General features: G+C 65.3%; 18 protein-coding genes. 4 read left to right on the forward strand and 14 right to left on the reverse strand.

The window, feature by feature from the left end; genetic code table 11:
• Positions 1 to 68 precede the first annotated feature (68 nt).
• The 5 genes from I0D00_RS18030 to rplM form a co-directional block, all read right to left on the reverse strand.
• On the reverse strand, positions 69 to 848 hold the full coding sequence (locus I0D00_RS18030) for a cytochrome c1 (RefSeq protein ID WP_213641189.1): 780 nt from the start codon (positions 846 to 848) through the stop codon (positions 69 to 71).
• A complete protein-coding gene (locus tag I0D00_RS18035) occupies positions 848 to 2059 on the reverse strand; it encodes a cytochrome b (protein ID WP_213641823.1) in 1212 nt (403 codons plus the stop codon). The genes I0D00_RS18030 and I0D00_RS18035 overlap by 1 nt, the downstream gene beginning before the upstream one ends.
• Entirely contained in the window at positions 2059 to 2652 is a 594-nt protein-coding gene (gene petA, locus I0D00_RS18040) for a ubiquinol-cytochrome c reductase iron-sulfur subunit (RefSeq protein WP_213641190.1), read from the reverse strand. Before petA ends, I0D00_RS18035 begins: the two co-directional genes overlap by 1 nt.
• A gap of 254 nt (positions 2653 to 2906) precedes the next feature.
• Positions 2907 to 3299: a 30S ribosomal protein S9 gene (gene rpsI / locus I0D00_RS18045; protein ID WP_213641191.1), complete on the reverse strand. Its 393-nt coding sequence runs from the start codon at positions 3297 to 3299 to the stop codon at positions 2907 to 2909.
• Positions 3300 to 3313: 14 nt separating this feature from the next.
• On the reverse strand, positions 3314 to 3742 hold the full coding sequence (gene rplM / locus I0D00_RS18050) for a 50S ribosomal protein L13 (protein WP_213641192.1): 429 nt from the start codon (positions 3740 to 3742) through the stop codon (positions 3314 to 3316).
• Between the two features lie 248 nt (positions 3743 to 3990).
• On the opposite strand from rplM, the gene I0D00_RS18055 reads away from it, so the two are divergent.
• Positions 3991 to 5028 (forward strand): NADP(H)-dependent aldo-keto reductase, encoded by a 1038-nt coding sequence (locus tag I0D00_RS18055; RefSeq protein ID WP_213641193.1) that lies wholly within the window; start codon positions 3991 to 3993, stop codon positions 5026 to 5028.
• Between the two features lie 65 nt (positions 5029 to 5093).
• On the opposite strand, the gene I0D00_RS18060 is transcribed toward I0D00_RS18055, so the two are convergent.
• Positions 5094 to 6230 (reverse strand): acyl-CoA dehydrogenase family protein, encoded by a 1137-nt coding sequence (locus I0D00_RS18060; protein WP_213641194.1) that lies wholly within the window; start codon positions 6228 to 6230, stop codon positions 5094 to 5096.
• 238 nt (positions 6231 to 6468) lie between these two features.
• Between I0D00_RS18060 and I0D00_RS18065 the strand changes: the two genes are divergently transcribed.
• Positions 6469 to 7374 (forward strand): GlxA family transcriptional regulator, encoded by a 906-nt coding sequence (locus I0D00_RS18065; RefSeq protein ID WP_213641824.1) that lies wholly within the window; start codon positions 6469 to 6471, stop codon positions 7372 to 7374.
• Positions 7375 to 7427: 53 nt separating this feature from the next.
• On the opposite strand, the gene zapE is transcribed toward I0D00_RS18065, so the two are convergent.
• From zapE to I0D00_RS18080, 3 genes are all read right to left on the reverse strand, one after another.
• On the reverse strand, positions 7428 to 8522 hold the full coding sequence (gene zapE / locus I0D00_RS18070) for a cell division protein ZapE (RefSeq protein WP_213641195.1): 1095 nt from the start codon (positions 8520 to 8522) through the stop codon (positions 7428 to 7430).
• 139 nt (positions 8523 to 8661) lie between these two features.
• A complete protein-coding gene (locus I0D00_RS18075; RefSeq protein ID WP_213641196.1) occupies positions 8662 to 10020 on the reverse strand; it encodes a tryptophan--tRNA ligase in 1359 nt (452 codons plus the stop codon).
• Between the two features lie 46 nt (positions 10021 to 10066).
• Complete coding sequence (locus I0D00_RS18080) at positions 10067 to 10696, reverse strand: alpha/beta hydrolase (protein WP_213641197.1); 630 nt, start codon at positions 10694 to 10696, stop codon at positions 10067 to 10069.
• Between the two features lie 140 nt (positions 10697 to 10836).
• On the opposite strand from I0D00_RS18080, the gene I0D00_RS18085 reads away from it, so the two are divergent.
• Complete coding sequence (locus tag I0D00_RS18085) at positions 10837 to 11277, forward strand: Z-ring associated ZapG family protein (protein WP_213641198.1); 441 nt, start codon at positions 10837 to 10839, stop codon at positions 11275 to 11277.
• A 94-nt stretch (positions 11278 to 11371) separates the two neighbouring features.
• Here I0D00_RS18085 and cysN read toward each other — a convergent pair whose 3' ends face one another.
• The 3 genes from cysN to I0D00_RS18100 form a co-directional block, all read right to left on the reverse strand.
• Positions 11372 to 13273, reverse strand: a complete 1902-nt coding sequence (gene cysN, locus I0D00_RS18090; protein WP_213641199.1) for a sulfate adenylyltransferase subunit CysN — start codon at positions 13271 to 13273, stop codon at positions 11372 to 11374.
• Positions 13274 to 13285: 12 nt separating this feature from the next.
• Positions 13286 to 14203, reverse strand: coding sequence for a sulfate adenylyltransferase subunit CysD (gene cysD / locus I0D00_RS18095; protein ID WP_213641200.1), 918 nt, complete (start codon positions 14201 to 14203; stop codon positions 13286 to 13288).
• Between the two features lie 234 nt (positions 14204 to 14437).
• The gene (locus tag I0D00_RS18100) at positions 14438 to 15196 is read right to left on the reverse strand and encodes a Nif3-like dinuclear metal center hexameric protein (RefSeq protein WP_213641201.1); all 759 of its coding nucleotides are present in this window, start codon (positions 15194 to 15196) and stop codon (positions 14438 to 14440) included.
• A gap of 110 nt (positions 15197 to 15306) precedes the next feature.
• On the opposite strand from I0D00_RS18100, the gene algW reads away from it, so the two are divergent.
• Positions 15307 to 16449, forward strand: coding sequence for a Do family serine endopeptidase AlgW (algW, locus tag I0D00_RS18105; RefSeq protein WP_213641202.1), 1143 nt, complete (start codon positions 15307 to 15309; stop codon positions 16447 to 16449).
• A gap of 76 nt (positions 16450 to 16525) precedes the next feature.
• Here the strand turns inward: algW and hisC are convergent, their stop codons facing one another.
• Positions 16526 to 17578 carry a histidinol-phosphate transaminase gene (gene hisC, locus I0D00_RS18110; RefSeq protein WP_213641203.1) on the reverse strand — a complete coding sequence of 351 codons (1053 nt, stop codon included), beginning with the start codon at positions 17576 to 17578 and terminating at the stop codon, positions 16526 to 16528.
• Between the two features lie 75 nt (positions 17579 to 17653).
• Positions 17654 to 18964, reverse strand: coding sequence for a histidinol dehydrogenase (gene hisD / locus I0D00_RS18115; protein ID WP_213641204.1), 1311 nt, complete (start codon positions 18962 to 18964; stop codon positions 17654 to 17656).
• Between the last annotated feature and the right edge of the window lie 31 nt (positions 18965 to 18995).

Raw genomic sequence — 18995 nt, forward strand, 5'->3', positions numbered from 1 at the left:
TTATCTGAAGCAGAAAGACCTGCGCGCCCAGGAGGGCGCGCAGGTCAGTGACGGAAGCTGTGACGATGTTAATGCACGTCCTTCCAGTATTCACGCTTGAGCAGGTAGGCGAACACGAAGAAGAAGGCCAGGTACAGCAGCACATAGGTACCGATGCGCTGACTCTCCAGCTTGACCGGGTTGGCCGAGTAGGCCAGGAAGGTCACCAGGTTCTTGATCTTCTCGTCGAACTGCTCCTCGGTCAACTCACCGGTCTTCGGCTCGATGGTGAGTTGATCGCAGGCCTCGTGCGTGATGGGCGTGCCGGTCAGCGGATCGAACTGCTTCTTGCCGTCCTCGACCACCTGCACCTGCTTGCAACCGATGTACTGGCGCCCCTGCAGCTCGGCCAGCACGTTCGGCATGCCGACGTTCGGGAAGACCTTGTTGTTCGCCCCCAGCGGACGGCTCGGGTCTTCGTAGAAGGTGCGCAGGTAGGTATACAGCCAGTCGGTGCCACGCACGCGAGCGACCAGGGTCAGATCCGGCGGCGCCGCGCCGAACCAGGTCTTGGCGTCCTCGGGCTTCATGCCGATCTTCATGTGGTCGCCGATCTTGGCATCGTTGAACACCAGATTGTCCAGCATCAGCTCATGGGGAATGCCGAGGTCATCGGCAACCCGCTCGTAGCGCTGGAACTTGGCCGCATGGCAGCCCATGCAGTAGTTGGCGAAGGTACGCAGACCGTCCTGCATGGCCGCCTTGTCGGTCAGATCGATATCGACCTTGTCCAGCGGATAGTTGCCGCCCGCCCCCAGAGCCAGGGCAGGCATTGCAGCGAAAATCAGTGCAGCGAATAGCTTCTTCATCAGCCTGTCACCCTTTCCGGAACCGGTTTGGTTTTTTCCATCCTGGTGTAGAACGGCATCAGGATGAAGTACGCGAAGTACAGGAAGGTACACACCTGCGACAGCAGCGTACGGCCGGGAGTCGGCGCCAGCACACCCAGGACGCCCAGGATGACGAAGGACACGCAGAACACCAGCAACCAGATCTTGCTCATCCAGCCCTTGTAGCGCATCGACTTGACTGGGCTACGGTCCAGCCAGGGCAGCACGAACAGCACCGCGATGGCCGCGCCCATGGCGATCACGCCGAGCAGCTTGTCCGGAACGGCACGCAGGATCGCGTAGAACGGGGTGAAGTACCACACCGGCGCGATGTGCTCGGGGGTCTTGAACGGGTTGGCCTGCTCGAAGTTGGGCTTCTCCAGGAAGTAACCGCCCATTTCCGGGAAGAAGAACACCACGAAGCAGAAGATGAACAGGAACACCACCACACCGACGATATCCTTCACGGTGTAATAGGGGTGGAAGGCGATGCCGTCCAGCGGTACGCCGTTCTCGTCCTTCTTCTTCTTGATGTCGACGCCGTCCGGGTTGTTCGAACCCACCTCATGCAGTGCCAGGATGTGCAGCACCACCAGGCCGAGAATCACGATCGGCAGCGCCACGACGTGCAGGGCGAAGAAACGGTTCAGGGTGATCCCGGAAATCAGGTAGTCACCACGGATCCACTGGGTCAGGTCGTCGCCGATCACCGGGATGGCGCCGAACAGCGAGATGATCACCTGGGCACCCCAGTAGGACATCTGCCCCCACGGCAGCAGGTAGCCCATGAAGGCTTCCGCCATCAGCAGCAGGTAGATCAGCATGCCGAAGATCCACACCAGCTCGCGCGGCTTCTGGTAGGAGCCATAGAGCAGGCCACGGAACATGTGCAGGTAGACCACGACGAAGAACGCCGAGGCGCCGGTGGAGTGCAGGTAGCGCAGAATCCAGCCGTACTCGACATCGCGCATGATGTACTCGACCGAGGCGAACGCCTCCTCGGCCGACGGGGTGAAGCTCATGGTCAGCCAGATACCGGTGACGATCTGATTGACCAGCACCAGCAGGGCCAGCGAGCCGAAGAAGTAGAAGAAGTTGAAGTTCTTCGGCGCGTAGTACTTGCTCAGATGGTCTTCCCACATCTTGGTCGCGGGGAAGCGCGCATCCATCCACTCCATGAATTTGCTCATCATGCTTGCTCCTGATCCACACCGATGACGATCACATCATCCGACTCGTACATGTGCGGCGGTACCGGCAGGTTCAAGGGGGCAGGCTGCGCCTTGTAGACACGGCCGGCGAGGTCGTAGCGGGAACCGTGGCACGGGCAGAAGTAGCCACCTACCCACTCGGCCCCGAGATCGGCAGGCGCCACTTCCGGGCGGAAGGACGGCGAGCAGCCCAGGTGGGTGCACAGGCCGACCAGCAGCAACACTTCCGGCTTGATCGAACGGGTCTTCGGATCGACATAGGTCGGCTGCACGGACGCCTGGGAGTCTATATCAGCCAATTGCGGCTCGAGCTTGACCAGGTTACCCAGGATCTCCTCGGTACGGCGCACGATGAACACCGGCTGCCCCCGCCATTCGGCAACCATCTGCTGGCCCGGCTCGATCTTGCTGACGTTCACCTTTACAGGTGCACCGGCAGCCTTGGCCTTGGCGCTCGGGAACCATGACCCCACGAACGGGACCGCGGCACCCACCGCTCCAGCAGCACCCACCACAGAAGTGGCTGCCACCAAGAAGCGACGCCGGCCTGCATTCACGCCGTCATTGCTCATTCAGTCGTCTCCCATCAGCTTTGTGGCCTGTTGTTCAGGCCTCTACTAGGTAAAAATCGGGTAGCGCAAAAAATTCGCCAAATGGTAAAGAAAAGCCCCTTTTCTGACAAGGTAATTACCCCGCCTGAAGCCTCTCAACACCTTGCAGGGCGCGGCCTCCAGGACTGCGGCATGATGTCGCAGAACAGCCGAGCGCCCATAAAAAACGCCCAGCTCCGTAAGGAAACTGGGCGCTTTTGAACGCAGATAGCGAATTAACGCTTGGAGTACTGCGGACGCTTACGCGCCTTGCGCAGGCCAACCTTCTTACGCTCGACTTCACGGGCATCGCGAGTCACGAAACCGGCCTTACGCAGCGAGCTGCGCAGGGTCTCGTCATACTGGATCAGGGCGCGGGTGATACCGTGACGGATCGCACCAGCCTGACCGCTCACACCACCACCGATGACGGTGACGAAGATGTCGAACTTCTCGGTGGTCTCGGTCAGCTCCAGCGGCTGGCGAACTACCATGCGGGCAGTTTCACGACCGAAGAAGGTGTCCAGGGTGCGGTTGTTGATGGAGATGCTGCCAGTACCCGGACGCAGAAATACGCGAGCGGTTGCAGTCTTGCGACGGCCAGTGCCGTAATTTTGAGTCGCCGACATAATGAACTATTCCGTTAAATCTTCAGTTCTTGGGGCTGCTGAGCGGTGTGCGGGTGAGCGGCACCCTTGTACACCTTCAGCTTACGGTACATGTCGCGACCCAGCGGGTTCTTCGGCAGCATGCCTTTAACCGCGGTCTCGATCACACGCTCAGGCGCCTTGGCGATCAGCTTCTCGAAGTTGATCGACTTGATGCCGCCCGGGAAACCGGAGTGAGAGTAGTACATCTTGTCGGTGGTCTTGGCACCGGTGACACGCACCTGCTCGGCATTGATCACGACGATGTAGTCGCCGGTATCAACGTGCGGAGTGTACTCGGGCTTGTGCTTGCCACGCAGACGGGTGGCAATTTCGGTAGCCAGACGACCCAGGGTCTGACCAGCAGCGTCGACGACGAACCAGTCGCGCTTTACTGTTTCCGGTTTAGCAGTAAAAGTCTTCATTCTTTATAGCCTCAGGGGCCGCCCTGATAAATAAGACGGCGGATCTTACTGAATAGTGCGTACTTTGACAAGTCAAAGGCAGCCGAACACAGACGCTGTCGGGGGCTCGGGTCAGCGCGTCCGTAACACGGCAAGATTCTTCGGCAGGCGGCGCATCACTTCCACTGCAGAAAGAGGTGCGCAATTATGCAGATTGCGCGAATAAATTCAACCTGCTTGTATGGTGCCCCTCGCAGAAGGAGCACTCCATGCAATATCGCCAGCTTGACCGAACCGATATTCGGGTCAGCGCCCTGTGCCTGGGCACCATGACCTGGGGCGAACAGAACGACGCCCGCGACGCCTTTGCGCAGGTCGCGCGGGCCAAGGCCCACGGCGTCAACTTCATCGACACCGCCGAGATGTACCCGGTACCGCCACGCGCCGAGACCTACGGCAGGACCGAACAGATCATCGGCGACTACCTGCGCCAGCACGGCGGCCGCGGCGACTGGGTGCTGGCGAGCAAGATCGCCGGCCCCGGCAACGGCATCGACTACATTCGCGACGGCCGACTCAAGCACGACCGCGCGCACATAGTCGCCGCCCTGGATGCCAGCCTCAAGCGCCTGCAGACCGACTGGATCGACCTGTACCAGCTGCACTGGCCGGAACGCTCGACCAACTTCTTCGGCCAACTCGGCTACCGCCACCAGGACAGCGCCTTCACCCCGCTGGAGGAAACCCTGGAGGCGCTGGACGGGCAGGTCAGGGCCGGCAAGATCCGCCAGATCGGCCTGTCCAACGAGACCTCCTGGGGCACGATGAGATTTCTGCAACTGGCCGAGAGCCGCGGCTGGCCGCGCACGGTGTCGATCCAGAACCCCTACAACCTGCTCAACCGCAGCTTCGAGGTCGGCCTGGCGGAGATCGCCATCCGCGAGCAGTGCGGCCTGCTGGCCTACTCGCCCCTGGCCTTCGGCATGCTGTCGGGCAAGTACGAGAACGGCGCGCAACCGGCCAACGCCAGGCTCAGCCTGTTCAGCCGCTTCACCCGCTACACCAACCCGCAGGCGCGGGCCGCCTGCTCGCGCTATGTGGCCCTGGCCCGCGCGCACGACCTGGACCCGGCGCAGATGGCCCTGGCCTTCGTCACCGCCCAGCCCTTCGTCACCAGCACCATCATTGGCGCGACCACCCCGGAACAGCTGGAAGCCGATCTGACCAGCATCGAGCTGGCGCTCGGCGACGAGGTCCTGGCCGGCATCGAGGCCATCCACAGGTCGCAGCCGAACCCGGCGCCCTGACGCCAACCGCGCGGGCGCGACGAGAAAGCCCGGCCTGCGCCGGGCCTCTCCTTGGCGGCCGCGCCCTACAGGGAACGGGCGACGATTTCCTTCATGATCTCGTTGGTGCCGGCATAGATGCGCTGCACCCGGGCATCGGCCCAGGCCCGCGCCACCGGGTACTCCCACATGAAGCCGTAGCCGCCGTGCAGCTGCACGCACTCGTCCAGCACCTTGCACTGCAGATCGGTGCCCCAGTACTTGAGCATCGCCGCGGTCGGCACATCCAGCTTGCCCTGCAGGTGCAGCTCCAGGCAGCGGTCGACGAACACCCGACCCACCTGGATCTCGGTGGCCATCTCCGCCAGCTTGAAGCGGGTGTTCTGGAACTCGGCGATGGCCTTGCCGAACGCCTTGCGCCCGCGGGTATAGTCCAGGGTCCACTGCAGCGCCGCCTCGGCCGAGGCCAGGGCGCTAACGCCGACGGTCAGGCGCTCCTGGGGCAACTCCTGCATCAGATAGGCGAAGCCCATGCCGGCCTGCCCCAACAGGTTCTCCTTGGGTACCCGCACGTCCTGGAAGAACAGCTCGGAGGTGTCCTGCGCCTTCATGCCGACCTTCTCCAGGCGCTTGCCCTTGGCGAACCCCGGGGTGTCGGCCTCGACCAGGAACAGGCTGGTGCCCTTGGCCCCCGCCTGCGGGTCGGTCTTGGCCACCACGATCACCAGGTCCGCCAGATAGCCGTTGGTGATGAAGGTCTTCGAGCCGTTGATCACGTACTCGTCGCCCTCCAGCACCGCGGTGGTCTTGACCCCCTGCAGGTCGGAGCCGGCGCCCGGCTCGGTCATGGCGATGGCGCTGACCAGCTCGCCGGACGCCAGCCTGGGCAGGTACTTGTGCTTCAGCGCCTCGGAACCGTAATGCAGGATGTAGGGGGCGACGATGTCCGAGTGCAGGGAGAAGCCGATTCCGGTCAAACCGAGCCGGCCGACCTCCTCGATCACCACCGCGCTGTAGAGGAAGTCCGCCCCCATGCCGCCGTACTCTTCCGGGATGTGCGAGCAGAGCATCCCCGCCTCCCCGGCCTTGTTCCACAGGCGGCGATCGACATGACCGTCCTTCTCCCACTGCCGATGGAAGGGCACCGCCTCCTGCTCGAGGAACTTGCGCACGCTGTCGCGAAACAGCTCATGGTCGGAACTGAACAGGGTTCTGGGGATCATCTTGGCACCTGACATAGAAGGTAGGTTTGGATGACCTCGACTCTAGCCAAGCAAACGCTTGGTCGCACTGGACACAAGCGCCAATAAATAAGACGATCCAGCCGTTACTTGACCACTTAGCCCTAACAAGAATCAGCCTATGCCCAACCCATCGCCCGAGCCACTCAAGCGCGTCAGCATCCTCGCCACCGAGGGGGTCTTCGCCTCGACCCTGATGCAGGCCAAGGATTTCTTCCACATGGCCAGCCTGCGCCATGGCAAGCAACTGGGCCGCGGCCTGACGCCCTCCTTCGAGATCCGCCTGGTCAGCCCGGACGGCCAGCCGGTGCGCAGCTTCAGCGATGTGCTGATTCCTGTGGACGGCCCACTGGAAAGCGCCGACGTGATCATCCTGCCAGCCTTCTGGGACGATTTCGACGCCCTCTGCCAGCGCCATCCCCAGGTGCTGGACTGGCTCCGCACGCGCCACGCCGCCGGCAGCGCCATCTGCGGCGAAGCCACCGGGGTGTTCTGGATGGCCCAGGCCGGCCTGCTCGACGGCAAGGAGGCGACCACCTACTGGCGCTTCTTCAACGAGTTCACCGAGCGTTTTCCCAAGGTGCAGCTCAACCAGGACAAGCACCTGTCCGATGCCGACAACCTGTACTGCGCCGGCGGCGTCACCTCGGCCTGCGACCTGTACATCTACCTGATCGAACGCTTCTGCGGCGCCGGCGTGGCCCAGGGCGTGGCCCGCGACATCCTCTATGAGGTGCAGCGCAGCTATACCCCCGGGCGCATCGGCTTCGGCGGGCAGAAACTGCACCACGACCTGACCATACTGCAGATCCAGCAGTGGCTGGAGGAGCACTTCTGCGACAAGTTCCGCTTCGAGGACGTGTCCCGCGAACACGGCATGAGCATCCGCAACTTCATGCGCCGCTTTCAGGCCGCCACCGGCGACAAGCCCCTGCATTACCTGCAGCGCCTGCGCATCGAGACGGCCAAGGGCCTGCTCAGCGCCACCCGCAAGAGCATCAAGACCATCAGCTACGAAGTCGGCTATGACGACGCCAGCTTCTTCGCCCGGCTATTCCGCCAGCACACCACGCTGTCGCCCAACCAGTACCGCCGGCAGTTCCAGCACAAGGACACCCACGCCTAGGCCCGCGCACAAAAAAGGCCACCCGCGGGCAGCCTCCTTGTACGCTCGGGCGCTCAGGGCTTGTGCGGCCGCGCCAGGAACTCGTGGGACTGCATCTCCAGCAGGCGGCTGAGGGTGCGCTGAAACTCGAAGGTCAGGCGGCCGCCGGTATAGAGGTCCTTGAGCTCGACCTCGGCGGAGATGATCAGCTTGACGTTGCGGTCGTAGAACTCGTCCACCAGGTTGATGAAGCGCCGCGCCATGTCGTCCTTGGCCACGCCCATCTGCTCGACATTGGCCAGCAGCACGGCGTGGAAGATCTTGCCCAGCTCGATGTAGTCGTTCTGGCTGCGCGGACCGTCGCACAGCTCGCGGAACTCGAACCAGGCCACGTCGTCGCCGACCTTGCGCGCGGTGATCGGCCGATTCTCGATCATCAGCGCCTCGTTCTCCTGCACCGTGCAGTGCTCGGGCAGCAGGCTGCTGAAGCTCTTGTCCAGGCTCTCCTCGGCCGCCGCATCCAGCGGCCAGTGGAACAGTTCGGCCTGCTCCAGGGCGCGCAGGCGGTAGTCGACGCCGCTGTCGACGTTGACGATCTCGGTGTGCTCCTTGAGCAGGGCGATGGCCGGCAGGAAGCGCGCGCGCTGCAGGCCGTCCTTGTACAGGCCGTCCGGCACGATGTTGGAGGTCGCCACCAGGCTCACGCCGTTCTTGAACAACTCGTCCAGCAGGGTGGCGAGGATCATCGCGTCGGTGATGTCGGAGACGAAGAACTCGTCGAAGCAGATCACCCGCGCCTCGTCGGCGAACCGCTTGCCGATGATCACCAGCGGGTTCTTCTCGCCCTTGAGGGTCTTCATTTCCTCGTGCACCCGCTTCATGAAGCGGTGGAAGTGGGTGCGCATCTTCTGCTCGAACGGCAGCGCATCGAAGAAGGTGTCGACCAGGTAGGTCTTGCCGCGTCCGACCCCGCCCCAGAAGTACAGGCCCTTGACCGGCCCCTGGGGCCTGCGGGCGAACAGCTTGCCGAACAGCCCGGGCTTGCTCGCCTCGCCGGCGATCAGGTCGTCGTATAGGCGCTGCAGGTGGCGCACCGCAGTTTCCTGGGCCGCGTCATGGAAGAAGTCGGGGCGTTTGAGGTCTGCCTGGTAGCGCTCTAGGGGTGTCATATTCGTTAGCTGGGCAACAAAAATGGGGCCGACACTTTAGCGACGCCCTCCGCGCTTGGCAATCGAGAGCATCGCCCATGGCGACGACGGCCCGGCCACGTCGCCGCCCCGCACGAGCGAGACGGCGACTGCGGATGACCTAGCCGGCCAGCCCAGCGATGGCGTCGCGCAGGCGCAGCATGGCCGCGTCCAGCTCCTCGGGATCGGGATAGGCCGGGCTGTCGGCCAGGCACTCGCCGTCCAGCCAGAGGGTGAACTGGTCGCCCTCGTCCTCGCGCAGCTCCAGGGCGTCGGGGCCCTGGGCAACCAGCCTCTGGCTGATGGCGCCGACCAGCTTGGGATCGGCGAACGGGCGCGAGAGCAGCAGTTCATCGCCCTCGGCGGAGAGAAAGCGAAAACGGAAGCTGCCGTCCTGCTCGCGGAAGCTGACGAAGCGCGCGCTCTTGGCCGCCTTCTTCTTGGCGCTGGCGGCGACCTGCACCTGTTCGCGGAACGAGCGCAGGCCGACCGCCTCGCGCAGTTCGCCGAGGAAGGGCGTGGCTATCCTGCGCGCCTTGGCCGCGCCGGCCTGCAGCACGTCCTCCAGGTCGCCCGGTTTGGCGATCAGCGCCTGGTAGCGCTCGCGGGCCTCGCCCAGCTCGCCGTCGAGCAGCTGGAACAGGCGCTGCTTGGCCTCGCCCCAGGCCAGCCCGTCCAGCAGCTCGGCGCGGAACGCGGCCTGCTGCGCCGGCGTGGCGAAGGCCTGGTAGAGGGTGAACAGGTGGGCGCTGTCCGGGTCCTTGGCCTCGCCCGGGGCGCGCGAGTCGGTGACGATGCGGGCGACGGCGTCCTTGAGCTGCTTGGCGCTGCCGAACAAGGGGATGGTGTTGTCGTAGCTCTTGCTCATCTTGCGCCCGTCAAGGCCCGGCAGGGTCGCCACGTCTTCCTCGATCACCGCCTCGGGCAGGGTGAACAGCTCCCTGCCCTGGCCGAACAGGTGGTTAAAGCGCTGGGCGATGTCGCGGGCCATCTCCACGTGCTGGATCTGGTCGCGGCCGACCGGCACCCGGTGCGCGTTGAACATCAGGATGTCCGCCGCCATCAGCACCGGGTAGCTGAACAGGCCCATGGTCACGCCGGCATCCGGGTCCTCGCCGGCCTCGACATTCTTGTCCACCGAGGCCTTGTAGGCGTGGGCGCGGTTGAGCAGGCCCTTGCCGGCGACGCAGGTCAGCAGCCAGCACAGCTCGGGGATCTCGGGGATGTCGGACTGGCGGTAGAAGGTCGCCCTGTCGACGTCCAGGCCACAGGCCAGCCAGGTGGCGGCGATCTCCAAACGCGAACGCTGGATGCGCGCCGGGTCGTCGCATTTGATCAGGGCGTGGTAGTCGGCCAGGAAGTAGAAGGAATCGGCATCCGCGGCGCGGCTGGCGACTATGGCCGGGCGGATGGCGCCGGCGTAGTTGCCCAGATGGGGGGTGCCGGTGGTGGTGATGCCGGTGAGGATACGAGTGGTCATGGCGTTCGCTTGTTGTCTGAGGCGCCTGGCAGGCGGCAATCGAAAGTCAGAGTCGCGGCGCGAGCAGTTCCTTGAGGTCGGTCAGCTTGCCGTGAAAAAAGTGCCCGCATTCTGCCACTTTCAGCAGCTCATGGGGACGCTGCAGCGCCGCCGACCAGTCATACACCGCCTGCGCCTCGATCACCTCGTCGTCCTCCGGCTGGATCAGGGTCAGCGGGCAGCGCGCGGCCGCCGGGTGCTCGGCGCTCAGGCGCTGCACCGCTGGCGCCACCATGAACAGGTGGGCCGGCTCGATACCCTGGTGTTCCAGGCGGGCGCCCAGGCTGGCGGCGACGAAACCGCCGAAGGAGAAGCCCAGCAGGGTCAGGGGCAGCTGCGGATACCGGTCACGCAACCACTGCGCCGCGGCCTCGGCGTCGTCGATCTCGCCGCCGCCCAGGTCATGGCTGCCGGCGCTGGCACCGACGCCCCGGTAGTTGAAGCGCAGCGTGGCCAGGCCGGCGTCGCGGGCGGTGCGCTGCAGGGTCGAGACCACCTTGTTGAGCATGGTGCCGCCCTGCACCGGATTGGGGTGGCAGATCAACGCCACGCCCCGGGCGTCGGCCACGGCGAGGGACAGGGCTTCCAGCTGGCCGCAGGGGCCATCGATGAAGAGAGGGGTTTCGCGACTGAGCAACGGTTAACTCCGTGACCCCAGGCAGGGTCGACACGTCTAGCTGACAGCCTGCGCCGCACACATCCGGGCATTGCATTGCGGTATACAGCGCAGGTTCGAGCCGTTAACGTAAAGCAAAGCCGTTTAGAGAGGAAGGACTCGTGGAACAGACACTCACAGCCTGGCTGGTGCCAGCCCTCACCCTGGTAGTCGGTGTCGCCATCGGCTTCCTGATCGCCCGCCTGGCCCCCAATGCGGCGCCAAACCGCACGCAGCGCCGGCTGGACGAAATCCAGTCGCGCTTCGACGCCTACCAGAGCGAGGTGGTGACCCACTTCAACACCACCGCCAGCCTGGTGAAGAAGCTCAGCCAGAGCCAGCAGGAGGTGCAACAGCACCTGTCCGAAGGCGCCAACCGCCTGGCCCTGGACGAGCTGACCCGGCAGCGCCTGCTGGCCACCCTGCTCGCCAGCGAGGGCGGCGAGAAGCGCGAGCGCCTGAAGGCGCCGGCGCACCAGGAAATGCCCAAGGACTATGCGCCGAAAAGTGCCGATGTACCGGGCATGCTCGACGAAAGCTACGGCCTGAAGAACAAGAAGTAACGCCTGCCGGCACAAGCGGAAACACCCGCACCGATGTCCGCAACACGAAAAAGCCCCGCTCGAGAGCGGGGCTTTTTCGTTGCCGGGCGGACGCTTAGATCGCGCCGCGCTCGCGCAGCAGCGCCAGCACTTGCTTGACCCCCTCCTCCACCGACAGGCTCTGGGTATCGATCACCAGATCGGCATCCAGCGGCACGTCGTAGGCGAAGGACTCGCCCGGGATGTTGTCGCCCTCCGCGGCGTACAGGCCCTGCGGATCGCGCTCGCGGCAGGCCTGCGGCGAGGCCTGGACGTACACGGTGATCAGGCGCTCGGCGCCGATCAGCGCCCTGGCCTGCTCGCGCCCCTCGGCGTCCGGGGCGACGAAGGCGGCCAGGGTCAACAGGCCGGCCTCGTTGAACTGCCGCGCCACGTGGGCGGCACGACGCCAGTTCTCGGTACGCCCGCTGCGATCCTGGGGCAGGCCCTTGTTCAGGTCGTGGCGCAGGTTCTGGCCGTCCAGCACGTAGACCGCGCGGCCCATGTCGAACAGCTTGCGCTCCACGGCGTAGGCCAGGGTGCTCTTGCCGGCGCCGGACAGGCCGCTGAACAGCACGGTGGCCGGCTGCTGGCCGAAGCGTGCGGCGCGCTCCTCGGTGGCGACGTGGGCCAACTTGCCGTGATGACCCTGGACGCTCTGCGCGGCGCGCGGCTCGGCCACGATCATGCCGGCGCCGACCGTGCCGTTGGTCAGGCGATCGATCACGATAAAAGCGCCGGTGGTGCGGTTGTAGTCATAGCCGTCGAGGGCGATCGGCGCATCCAGGGCGATCTTGACCTTGCCGATCTCGTTGAGCTGCAGGCTGCTGGCCGCGCCCTGTTCCAAGGTATTCACATCGACCCGGTGGGCGATGGTGGCGATGGTCCCCGGCACGTAGCTGGTGGCCCGCTTGATGTCGTACTTCTTGCCCGGCAGCATCGGCTCCTCGGCCATCCATACCAGCATGGCGTCGAAGCTGTCGCGGATCTGCGGACGGTTGTCGGCATGCACCAGCATGTCGCCGCGGGACACGTCGATCTCGTCTTCCAGGGTCAGGGTGATCGCCTGGCCCGGCCCGGCCTGCTCCAGCTCGCCCTCGAAGGTGACGATGGACTTGACCCTGCTGCCCTTGCCCGACGGCAACACCACCACCTCGTCGCCCTTGTGCACGATGCCGCTGGCCAGGGTGCCGGCGAAGCCGCGGAAGTTCAGGTTCGGCCGGTTGACGTACTGCACCGGGAAGCGCATGTCGTCGAAGTTGCGGTCGCCGGCGACCTCCACGGTCTCGAGGATCTCCATCAAGGACTGGCCCTCGTACCAAGGCGAGCGCGCGGACTTGTTGACCACGTTGTCGCCCTTGAGCGCGGACATCGGCACGAAGTGCAGGGTGGTCGGCTTGAGGTCGACACGCTCGGCGAACTTCAGGTAGTCGGCCTTGATCTGCTCGAACACGCCCTGATCGAAGTCCTTGAGGTCCATCTTGTTGACCGCGACGACTATGTGCTTGATGCCCAGCAGCGAGGTGATGAAGCTGTGCCGCTTGGTCTGGGTCTGCACGCCGTAGCGCGCATCGACCAGGATGATCGCCAGGTCGCAGGTCGAGGCGCCGGTGGCCATGTTGCGGGTGTACTGCTCGTGGCCCGGCGTGTCGGCGATGATGAACTTGCGCTTGGCCGTGCTGAAGTAGCGGTAGGCCACGTCGATGGTGATGCCCTGCTCGCGCTCGGCCTGCAGGCCGTCGACCAGCAGCGCCAGATCGACGTCCTCGCCGGTGGTGCCGACCTTCTTCGAGTCGCGGGTGATGGCCTCCAGGTGATCCTCGTAGATCATCTTGGAGTCGTGCAGCAGGCGCCCGATCAGGGTGCTCTTGCCGTCGTCGACGTTGCCGCAGGTGAGGAAGCGCAGCAGTTCCTTGCGTTCGTGCTGGGCCAGGTAGGCGAGGATGTCCTCGCCGATCAAATCAGACTGATGACTCATGGTGCGGAATCCTTAGAAGTAGCCCTGGCGTTTTTTCTCTTCCATCGAACCGGCGGCGTCGTGGTCGATGACCCGGCCCTGGCGCTCCGAGGTGCGGGTCAGGAGCATCTCCTGGATGATCTCCGGCAGGGTCGTGGCGGTGGATTCCACCGCGCCGGTCAGCGGGTAGCAACCGAGGGTACGGAAGCGCACCATCTTCTTGGTGATGCGGGCCTTCTCCTCGTCCGACAGGTGCTCGAGGATGCGCTCGTCGTCGATCATGATCAGGGTGCCGTTCTTCTCGATCACCTCGCGCTCGGCGGCGAAGTACAGCGGCACGATCGGGATCTGCTCCAGGTAGATGTACTGCCAGATGTCCAGCTCGGTCCAGTTGGACAGCGGGAACACGCGGATCGACTCGCCCTTCTTGACCTTGCCGTTGTACACGTTCCACAGCTCGGGGCGCTGGTTCTTCGGGTCCCAGCGGTGCTTGCTGTCGCGGAAGGAGTAGACGCGCTCCTTGGCCCGGGACTTCTCCTCGTCGCGCCGGGCACCGCCGAAGGCGGCATCGAAGCCGTACTTGTCCAGCGCCTGCTTGAGGCCCTCGGTCTTCATCACGTCGGTGTGCTTGGCACTGCCGTAGGTGAAGGGGTTCATGTCCTGGGCCACACCATCGGGGTTGATGTGGGTGAGCAGGTCCAGTCCATACTCGTTGACCATCTGCTCGCGGAAGCGGTACATCTCCTGAAACTTCCAACGGGTATCGACGTGCAGCACCGGGAACGGCAGCTTGCCGGGAAAGAACGCCTTGCGCGCCAGATGCAGCATCACGGCGGAGTCTTTACCGATGGAATAGAGCATCACCGGGTTGTCGAATTCGGCGGCCACTTCACGAATGATGTGGATACTCTCCGCCTCCAGCTGTTTGAGGTGCGTCAGTTTGTCGAGCATGGCTACTCACGGATTGCTGAGTGATTGGGCCGGCGGGCCGGGGGGACGAGGCCGCACTCTAGCACGACACAAGCTTCTATACAGGCGAGCAGTTAGATCAAAAAAATCTAGCTTTATGCCGGCAGTTTCGCACGCCCGAGGCGCGCCGCCCCCCCCGCTCACCCTGGAGTCCCCGGCCGGCAGGCCATGCCGAGACAGGGGAAGGGCGCGGCGCCCGCCCCTGTCGCACCTGGCTCAGACCGGGTTGGGACAATCGATGAAGCGGTGCTCCAGGGCGAAGCGCCGCGCCAGGTAGTCGCCCAGGGCCTGGACACCGTAGCGCTCGGTGGCGTGGTGACCGGCGGCGATGAAGCTGATGCCGTTCTCCCGGGCACTATGGACGGTCTGCTCGGAAGCCTCCCCGGTCAGGTACAGGTCCACCCCGGCGGCGATCGCCTGGTCGATGTAGCCCTGGCCGCCGCCGGTGCACCAGCCGACCCGGCGGACCAGGCCCGCCCCCTCGACCAGCAGCGGCTCGCGGCCGAGCACCTGCCCCACCCGCCGGGCAAAATCACGGGCGCTCATGGGCTCGGCCAGGGAGCCGAGCAGCCCGACGGTGCGCGGGTTGTCCGGCTCCAGCGGCCCCTCGACGGTGATCCCCAGCTGTTGCGCCAGCTGCACGTTGTTGCCGACCTCTGGATGCAGGTCCAGCGGCAGGTGATAGGCCAGCAGGCTGATATCGTGACTCAGCAGGGCCTTCAGGCGGCGCTGCTTCATGCCGACGACGCAGGGGTTCTCGCCCTTCCAGAAATAGCCGTGGTGCACCAGCAGCACATCGGCGTCGGCCTCGACCGCGGCATCGACCAGCGCCTGGCTGGCGGTGACGCCGCTGACGATGCGCCGCACCTGCGGCCGGCCCTCGACCTGCAGGCCGTTCGGGCAGTAGTCGCCGATGCGCGCCGCATCCAGGTAGCGCTGCGCCTCTTCCACCAGGGTCGTCAGGGCAATGGCCATGCAGATTCTCTCCAACTGTTACCGGGCGCTGATTTATTGGCGGGCGCCCCTCTATAATGGCGCACCTTAAAGGGGCCCCAAGGCCCTCGCAACCCTCAGGATTTTCATCGATGTTCAAGGCCCTGCGATTTCTCGGCTGGCCACTGCTGGTCGGCGTGCTGGCGGCACTGCTGATCATTCAACAGTTCCCCCACTGGGTCGGCCTGCCCAGCCAGGACGTACAGCTACGCCAGGCGCCGATCTACAGTCGTCTGGCGCAGGGCCCGGCGTCCTACGCCGAGGCGGTGAACCTGGCGTCGCCGGCGGTGGCCAACCTCTACACCACCAAGTTCGTCGAGAAACCGACTCACCCGCTGTTCGAGGACCCGCAGTTCCGCCGTTTCTTCGGCGACAACCTGCCCAAGCAGCGGCGCATGGAATCCAGCCTGGGTTCGGCGGTGATCATGAGCCCGGAAGGCTACCTGCTGACCAACAACCACGTGACCAGCGGCGCCGACCAGATAGTGGTGGCCCTGAAGGACGGCCGCGAGACCCTGGCGCGGATCATCGGCAGCGACCCGGAAACCGACCTGGCGGTGCTGAAGATCGACCTGAAGGACCTGCCGGCCATCACCCTCGGCCGTTCGGACGACATCAAGATCGGCGACGTCAGCCTGGCCATCGGCAACCCCTTCGGCGTCGGCCAGACCGTGACCATGGGCATCATCAGCGCCACCGGGCGCAACCAGCTGGGCCTGAACACCTACGAGGACTTCATCCAGACCGACGCGGCGATCAACCCCGGCAACTCCGGCGGCGCCCTGGTCGATGCCCACGGCAACCTGCTGGGCATCAACACGGCGATCTTCTCCAAGTCCGGCGGCTCCCAGGGCATCGGCTTCGCCATCCCGGTGAAGCTGGCGCTGGAGGTGATGCAGGCGATCATCGAGCACGGCCAGGTGATTCGCGGCTGGCTCGGCATCGAGGTGCAGCCGCTGACCCCGGAGCTGGCCGAGTCCTTCGGCCTGGCCGGCCAGCCCGGCATCGTCGTCGCCGGCATCTACCGCAATGGCCCGGCGCAGAAGGCTGGCCTGCAACCCGGCGACCTGATCCTGAGCATCGACGGCGAGCCGGCCAGCGACGGCCGCCGCTCGATGAACCAGGTGGCCCGCGCCAAGCCGGGCGACACCATCAGCATCGAGGTCATCCGCAACGCCGAGTTGCTGCGCCTGAGCGCAGAGGTCGGCATGCGCCCGCCGGCCAACGGCAACTGAGCACCAGCCGTGCCGTAACGAAAAAGCCGGAGCCGCTTGCGCGCCTCCGGCTTTGTTTTACCCGCAGGCCCGCACCCTAGAGTGCGCCCAGCGCATCCAGCAGTGCCTGGTTCTGCTCCGGCGTACCGATGCTGATGCGCAGGAACTGGGCGATCCGCGCCTGCTTGAAGTGGCGCACTATCACCCCCTGCTCGCGCAACCGCGCTGCCAGTTCGGCGGCATCGCGCTGCGGGTGGCGGGCGAAGACGAAGTTGGCGGCCGACGGCAGCACCTCGAAGCCCAGGCCCTGTAGACCGACCACCACCGCCTCGCGACTGGCGATCACCGCGGCGCAGGTCTTGTCGAAGTACGCGCGATCCTCGAAGGCCGCGGCCGCACCGGCGAGCGCCAGGCGATCCAGGGGGTAGGAGTTGAAGCTGTTCTTGATCCGCTCCAGCGCCTCGATCAGCTCGGGGTGGCCGACCGCCAGGCCGACCCGCAGGCCGGCCAGGGAACGCGACTTGGACAGGGTCTGGGTCACCAGCAGGTTCGGGTAGCGGTCGACTAGGGCAATCGCGCTCTGCCCACCGAAGTCGATGTAGGCCTCGTCCACCAGCACCACGCTGTCCGGGTTGGCCTGCAGCAGTCGCTCGATGGCCTCCAGGGCCAGGAGGCAGCCGGTTGGAGCATTGGGGTTGGGGAAGATGATGCCGCCATTGGGCCGGGCGTAGTCCTCGACGCGGATCTGGAAGCGCTCGTCCAGCTCGACGGTCTCGAAGGGAATGCCGTACAGGCCGCAGTAGACCGGGTAGAAGCTGTAGGTGACGTCCGGGAACAGCAGCGGCTCGCCGTGCTGGAACAGGCCATGGAAGGCGTGGGCCAGCACCTCGTCGGAGCCGTTGCCGACGAACACCTGATCGGTCTGAATCCCGTAGTAGTCGGCCACCGCCTGCTTCAGCCGGTCGCCATTGGGGTCCGGATACAGGCGCAGGCTGTCGTTCAGCTCGGCCTGCATCGCCGCGAGGGCCCTGGGCGACGGGCCGTAGGGGTTCTCGTTGGTATTGAGCTTGACCAGCCTGCTCAGCTTGGGCTGCTCACCCGGCACATAGGGCACCAGGTCCCTAACGAAGGGGCTCCAGAACTTGCTCATCCGCCCTTCTCTCCTCGAGTTCGTTGCATTTGTGATGGGTTACGCCTGCGGCGAACCTCGGCGGTACCACCCATCCTACGGTTTGATGCGGTACTCGGCGCTGCGGGCGTGGGCGGTCAGCGACTCGCCGCGGGCCAGCACCGAGGCGACCTTGCCCAGCTCGGAAGCCCCCTCGGCCGAGCAGTGGATGATCGACGAGCGCTTCTGGAAGTCGTACACCCCCAGCGGCGAGGAGAAACGTGCGGTGCCGGAGGTCGGCAGCACATGGTTGGGCCCGGCACAGTAGTCGCCCAGCGCCTCGGCCGTATAGCGGCCCATGAAGATGGCGCCGGCGTGGCGGATCTGCGGCAGGTACTGCTCGGGATCGGCCACCGACAGCTCCAGATGCTCGGGGGCGATGCGGTTGGCCACCTCGATGGCCTGGGCCATGTCGGCGACCTGGATCAGCGCGCCGCGCCCCTCCATGGAGGTGCGGGCGATCGCCTCGCGCTCCAGGGTCGGCAGCAGCTTGGCGATACTCGCCGCCACCTGGTCGAGGAAGGCGGCGTCCGGACTGACCAGGATCGCCTGGGCGTCCTCGTCGTGCTCGGCCTGGGAGAACAGGTCCATGGCGATCCAGTCCGGGTCGGTGGCACCGTCGCAGACCACGAGGATCTCCGAGGGCCCGGCGATCATGTCGATGCCGACCTTGCCGAACACGTGACGCTTGGCGGTGGCCACGTAGATATTGCCCGGGCCGACGATCTTGTCCACCGGCGGCACGCTCTCGGTGCCGTAGGCCAGGGCCGCCACGGCCTGGGCGCCGCCGATGGTGAAGACCCGGTCGACCCCGGCGATGGCGGCGGCGGCCAGGACGATCTCGTTGATCTCGCCGCGCGGGGTCGGTACCACCATCACCACTTCCGGAACGCCGGCGACCTTGGCCGGGATGGCGTTCATCAGCACCGAGGAGGGGTAGGACGCCTTGCCGCCCGGCACATAGAGGCCGGCGCGGTCCAGCGGGGTGACCTGCTGGCCGAGCACGGTGCCGTCGGCCTCGGTGTAGTGCCAGGAGTCCTGCTTCTGCCGCTCGTGGTAGCTGCGCACGCGCTCGGCGGCCGTCTCCAGCGCCGCGCGCTGCTCGGCGGTGATGCGGGTCAGGGCCAGCTCCAGGCGCTCGCGCGGCAGGATCAGCTCGGCCATGCCGGCGACCTCGAGGCCATCGAAACGCTGGGTATATTCGACCAGGGCGGCATCGCCGCGACTGCGCACCGCATCGATGATCTCCAGTACGCGCTGGTTGACGCCGTCGTCCGATACGCTTTCCCAGCTCAGCAGATGATCCAGATGACGGGCGAAGTCCTGGTCAGCGGCGTCGAGTCGGCGAATAGCGATGGGAGCAGTCATAGCGGGCCTCATGATTGGCAAATGCTCGGGC

The organism is Pseudomonas lalucatii (assembly GCF_018398425.1).
Taxonomy (GTDB): domain Bacteria; phylum Pseudomonadota; class Gammaproteobacteria; order Pseudomonadales; family Pseudomonadaceae; genus Aquipseudomonas; species Aquipseudomonas lalucatii.

Bases quoted from the DNA above. Each gene is read 5' to 3' on its own strand.
- I0D00_RS18075 (WP_213641196.1), bottom strand. From the start codon at position 10,020: ATGACCACTCGTATCCTCACCGGCATCACCACCACCGGCACCCCCCAT.
- I0D00_RS18030 (WP_213641189.1), bottom strand. From the start codon at position 848: ATGAAGAAGCTATTCGCTGCACTGATTTTCGCTGCAATGCCTGCCCTG.
- rplM (WP_213641192.1), bottom strand. From the start codon at position 3,742: ATGAAGACTTTTACTGCTAAACCGGAAACAGTAAAGCGCGACTGGTTC.
- I0D00_RS18065 (WP_213641824.1), top strand. From the start codon at position 6,469: ATGGCCAGCCTGCGCCATGGCAAGCAACTGGGCCGCGGCCTGACGCCC.
- I0D00_RS18060 (WP_213641194.1), bottom strand. From the start codon at position 6,230: ATGATCCCCAGAACCCTGTTCAGTTCCGACCATGAGCTGTTTCGCGAC.
- cysN (WP_213641199.1), bottom strand. From the start codon at position 13,273: ATGAGTCATCAGTCTGATTTGATCGGCGAGGACATCCTCGCCTACCTG.
- hisC (WP_213641203.1), bottom strand. From the start codon at position 17,578: ATGAGCAAGTTCTGGAGCCCCTTCGTTAGGGACCTGGTGCCCTATGTG.
- I0D00_RS18055 (WP_213641193.1), top strand. From the start codon at position 3,991: ATGCAATATCGCCAGCTTGACCGAACCGATATTCGGGTCAGCGCCCTG.
- I0D00_RS18100 (WP_213641201.1), bottom strand. From the start codon at position 15,196: ATGGCCATTGCCCTGACGACCCTGGTGGAAGAGGCGCAGCGCTACCTG.
- rpsI (WP_213641191.1), bottom strand. From the start codon at position 3,299: ATGTCGGCGACTCAAAATTACGGCACTGGCCGTCGCAAGACTGCAACC.
- zapE (WP_213641195.1), bottom strand. From the start codon at position 8,522: ATGACACCCCTAGAGCGCTACCAGGCAGACCTCAAACGCCCCGACTTC.
- petA (WP_213641190.1), bottom strand. From the start codon at position 2,652: ATGAGCAATGACGGCGTGAATGCAGGCCGGCGTCGCTTCTTGGTGGCA.
- I0D00_RS18035 (WP_213641823.1), bottom strand. From the start codon at position 2,059: ATGAGCAAATTCATGGAGTGGATGGATGCGCGCTTCCCCGCGACCAAG.
- cysD (WP_213641200.1), bottom strand. From the start codon at position 14,203: ATGCTCGACAAACTGACGCACCTCAAACAGCTGGAGGCGGAGAGTATC.
- hisD (WP_213641204.1), bottom strand. From the start codon at position 18,964: ATGACTGCTCCCATCGCTATTCGCCGACTCGACGCCGCTGACCAGGAC.
- algW (WP_213641202.1), top strand. From the start codon at position 15,307: ATGTTCAAGGCCCTGCGATTTCTCGGCTGGCCACTGCTGGTCGGCGTG.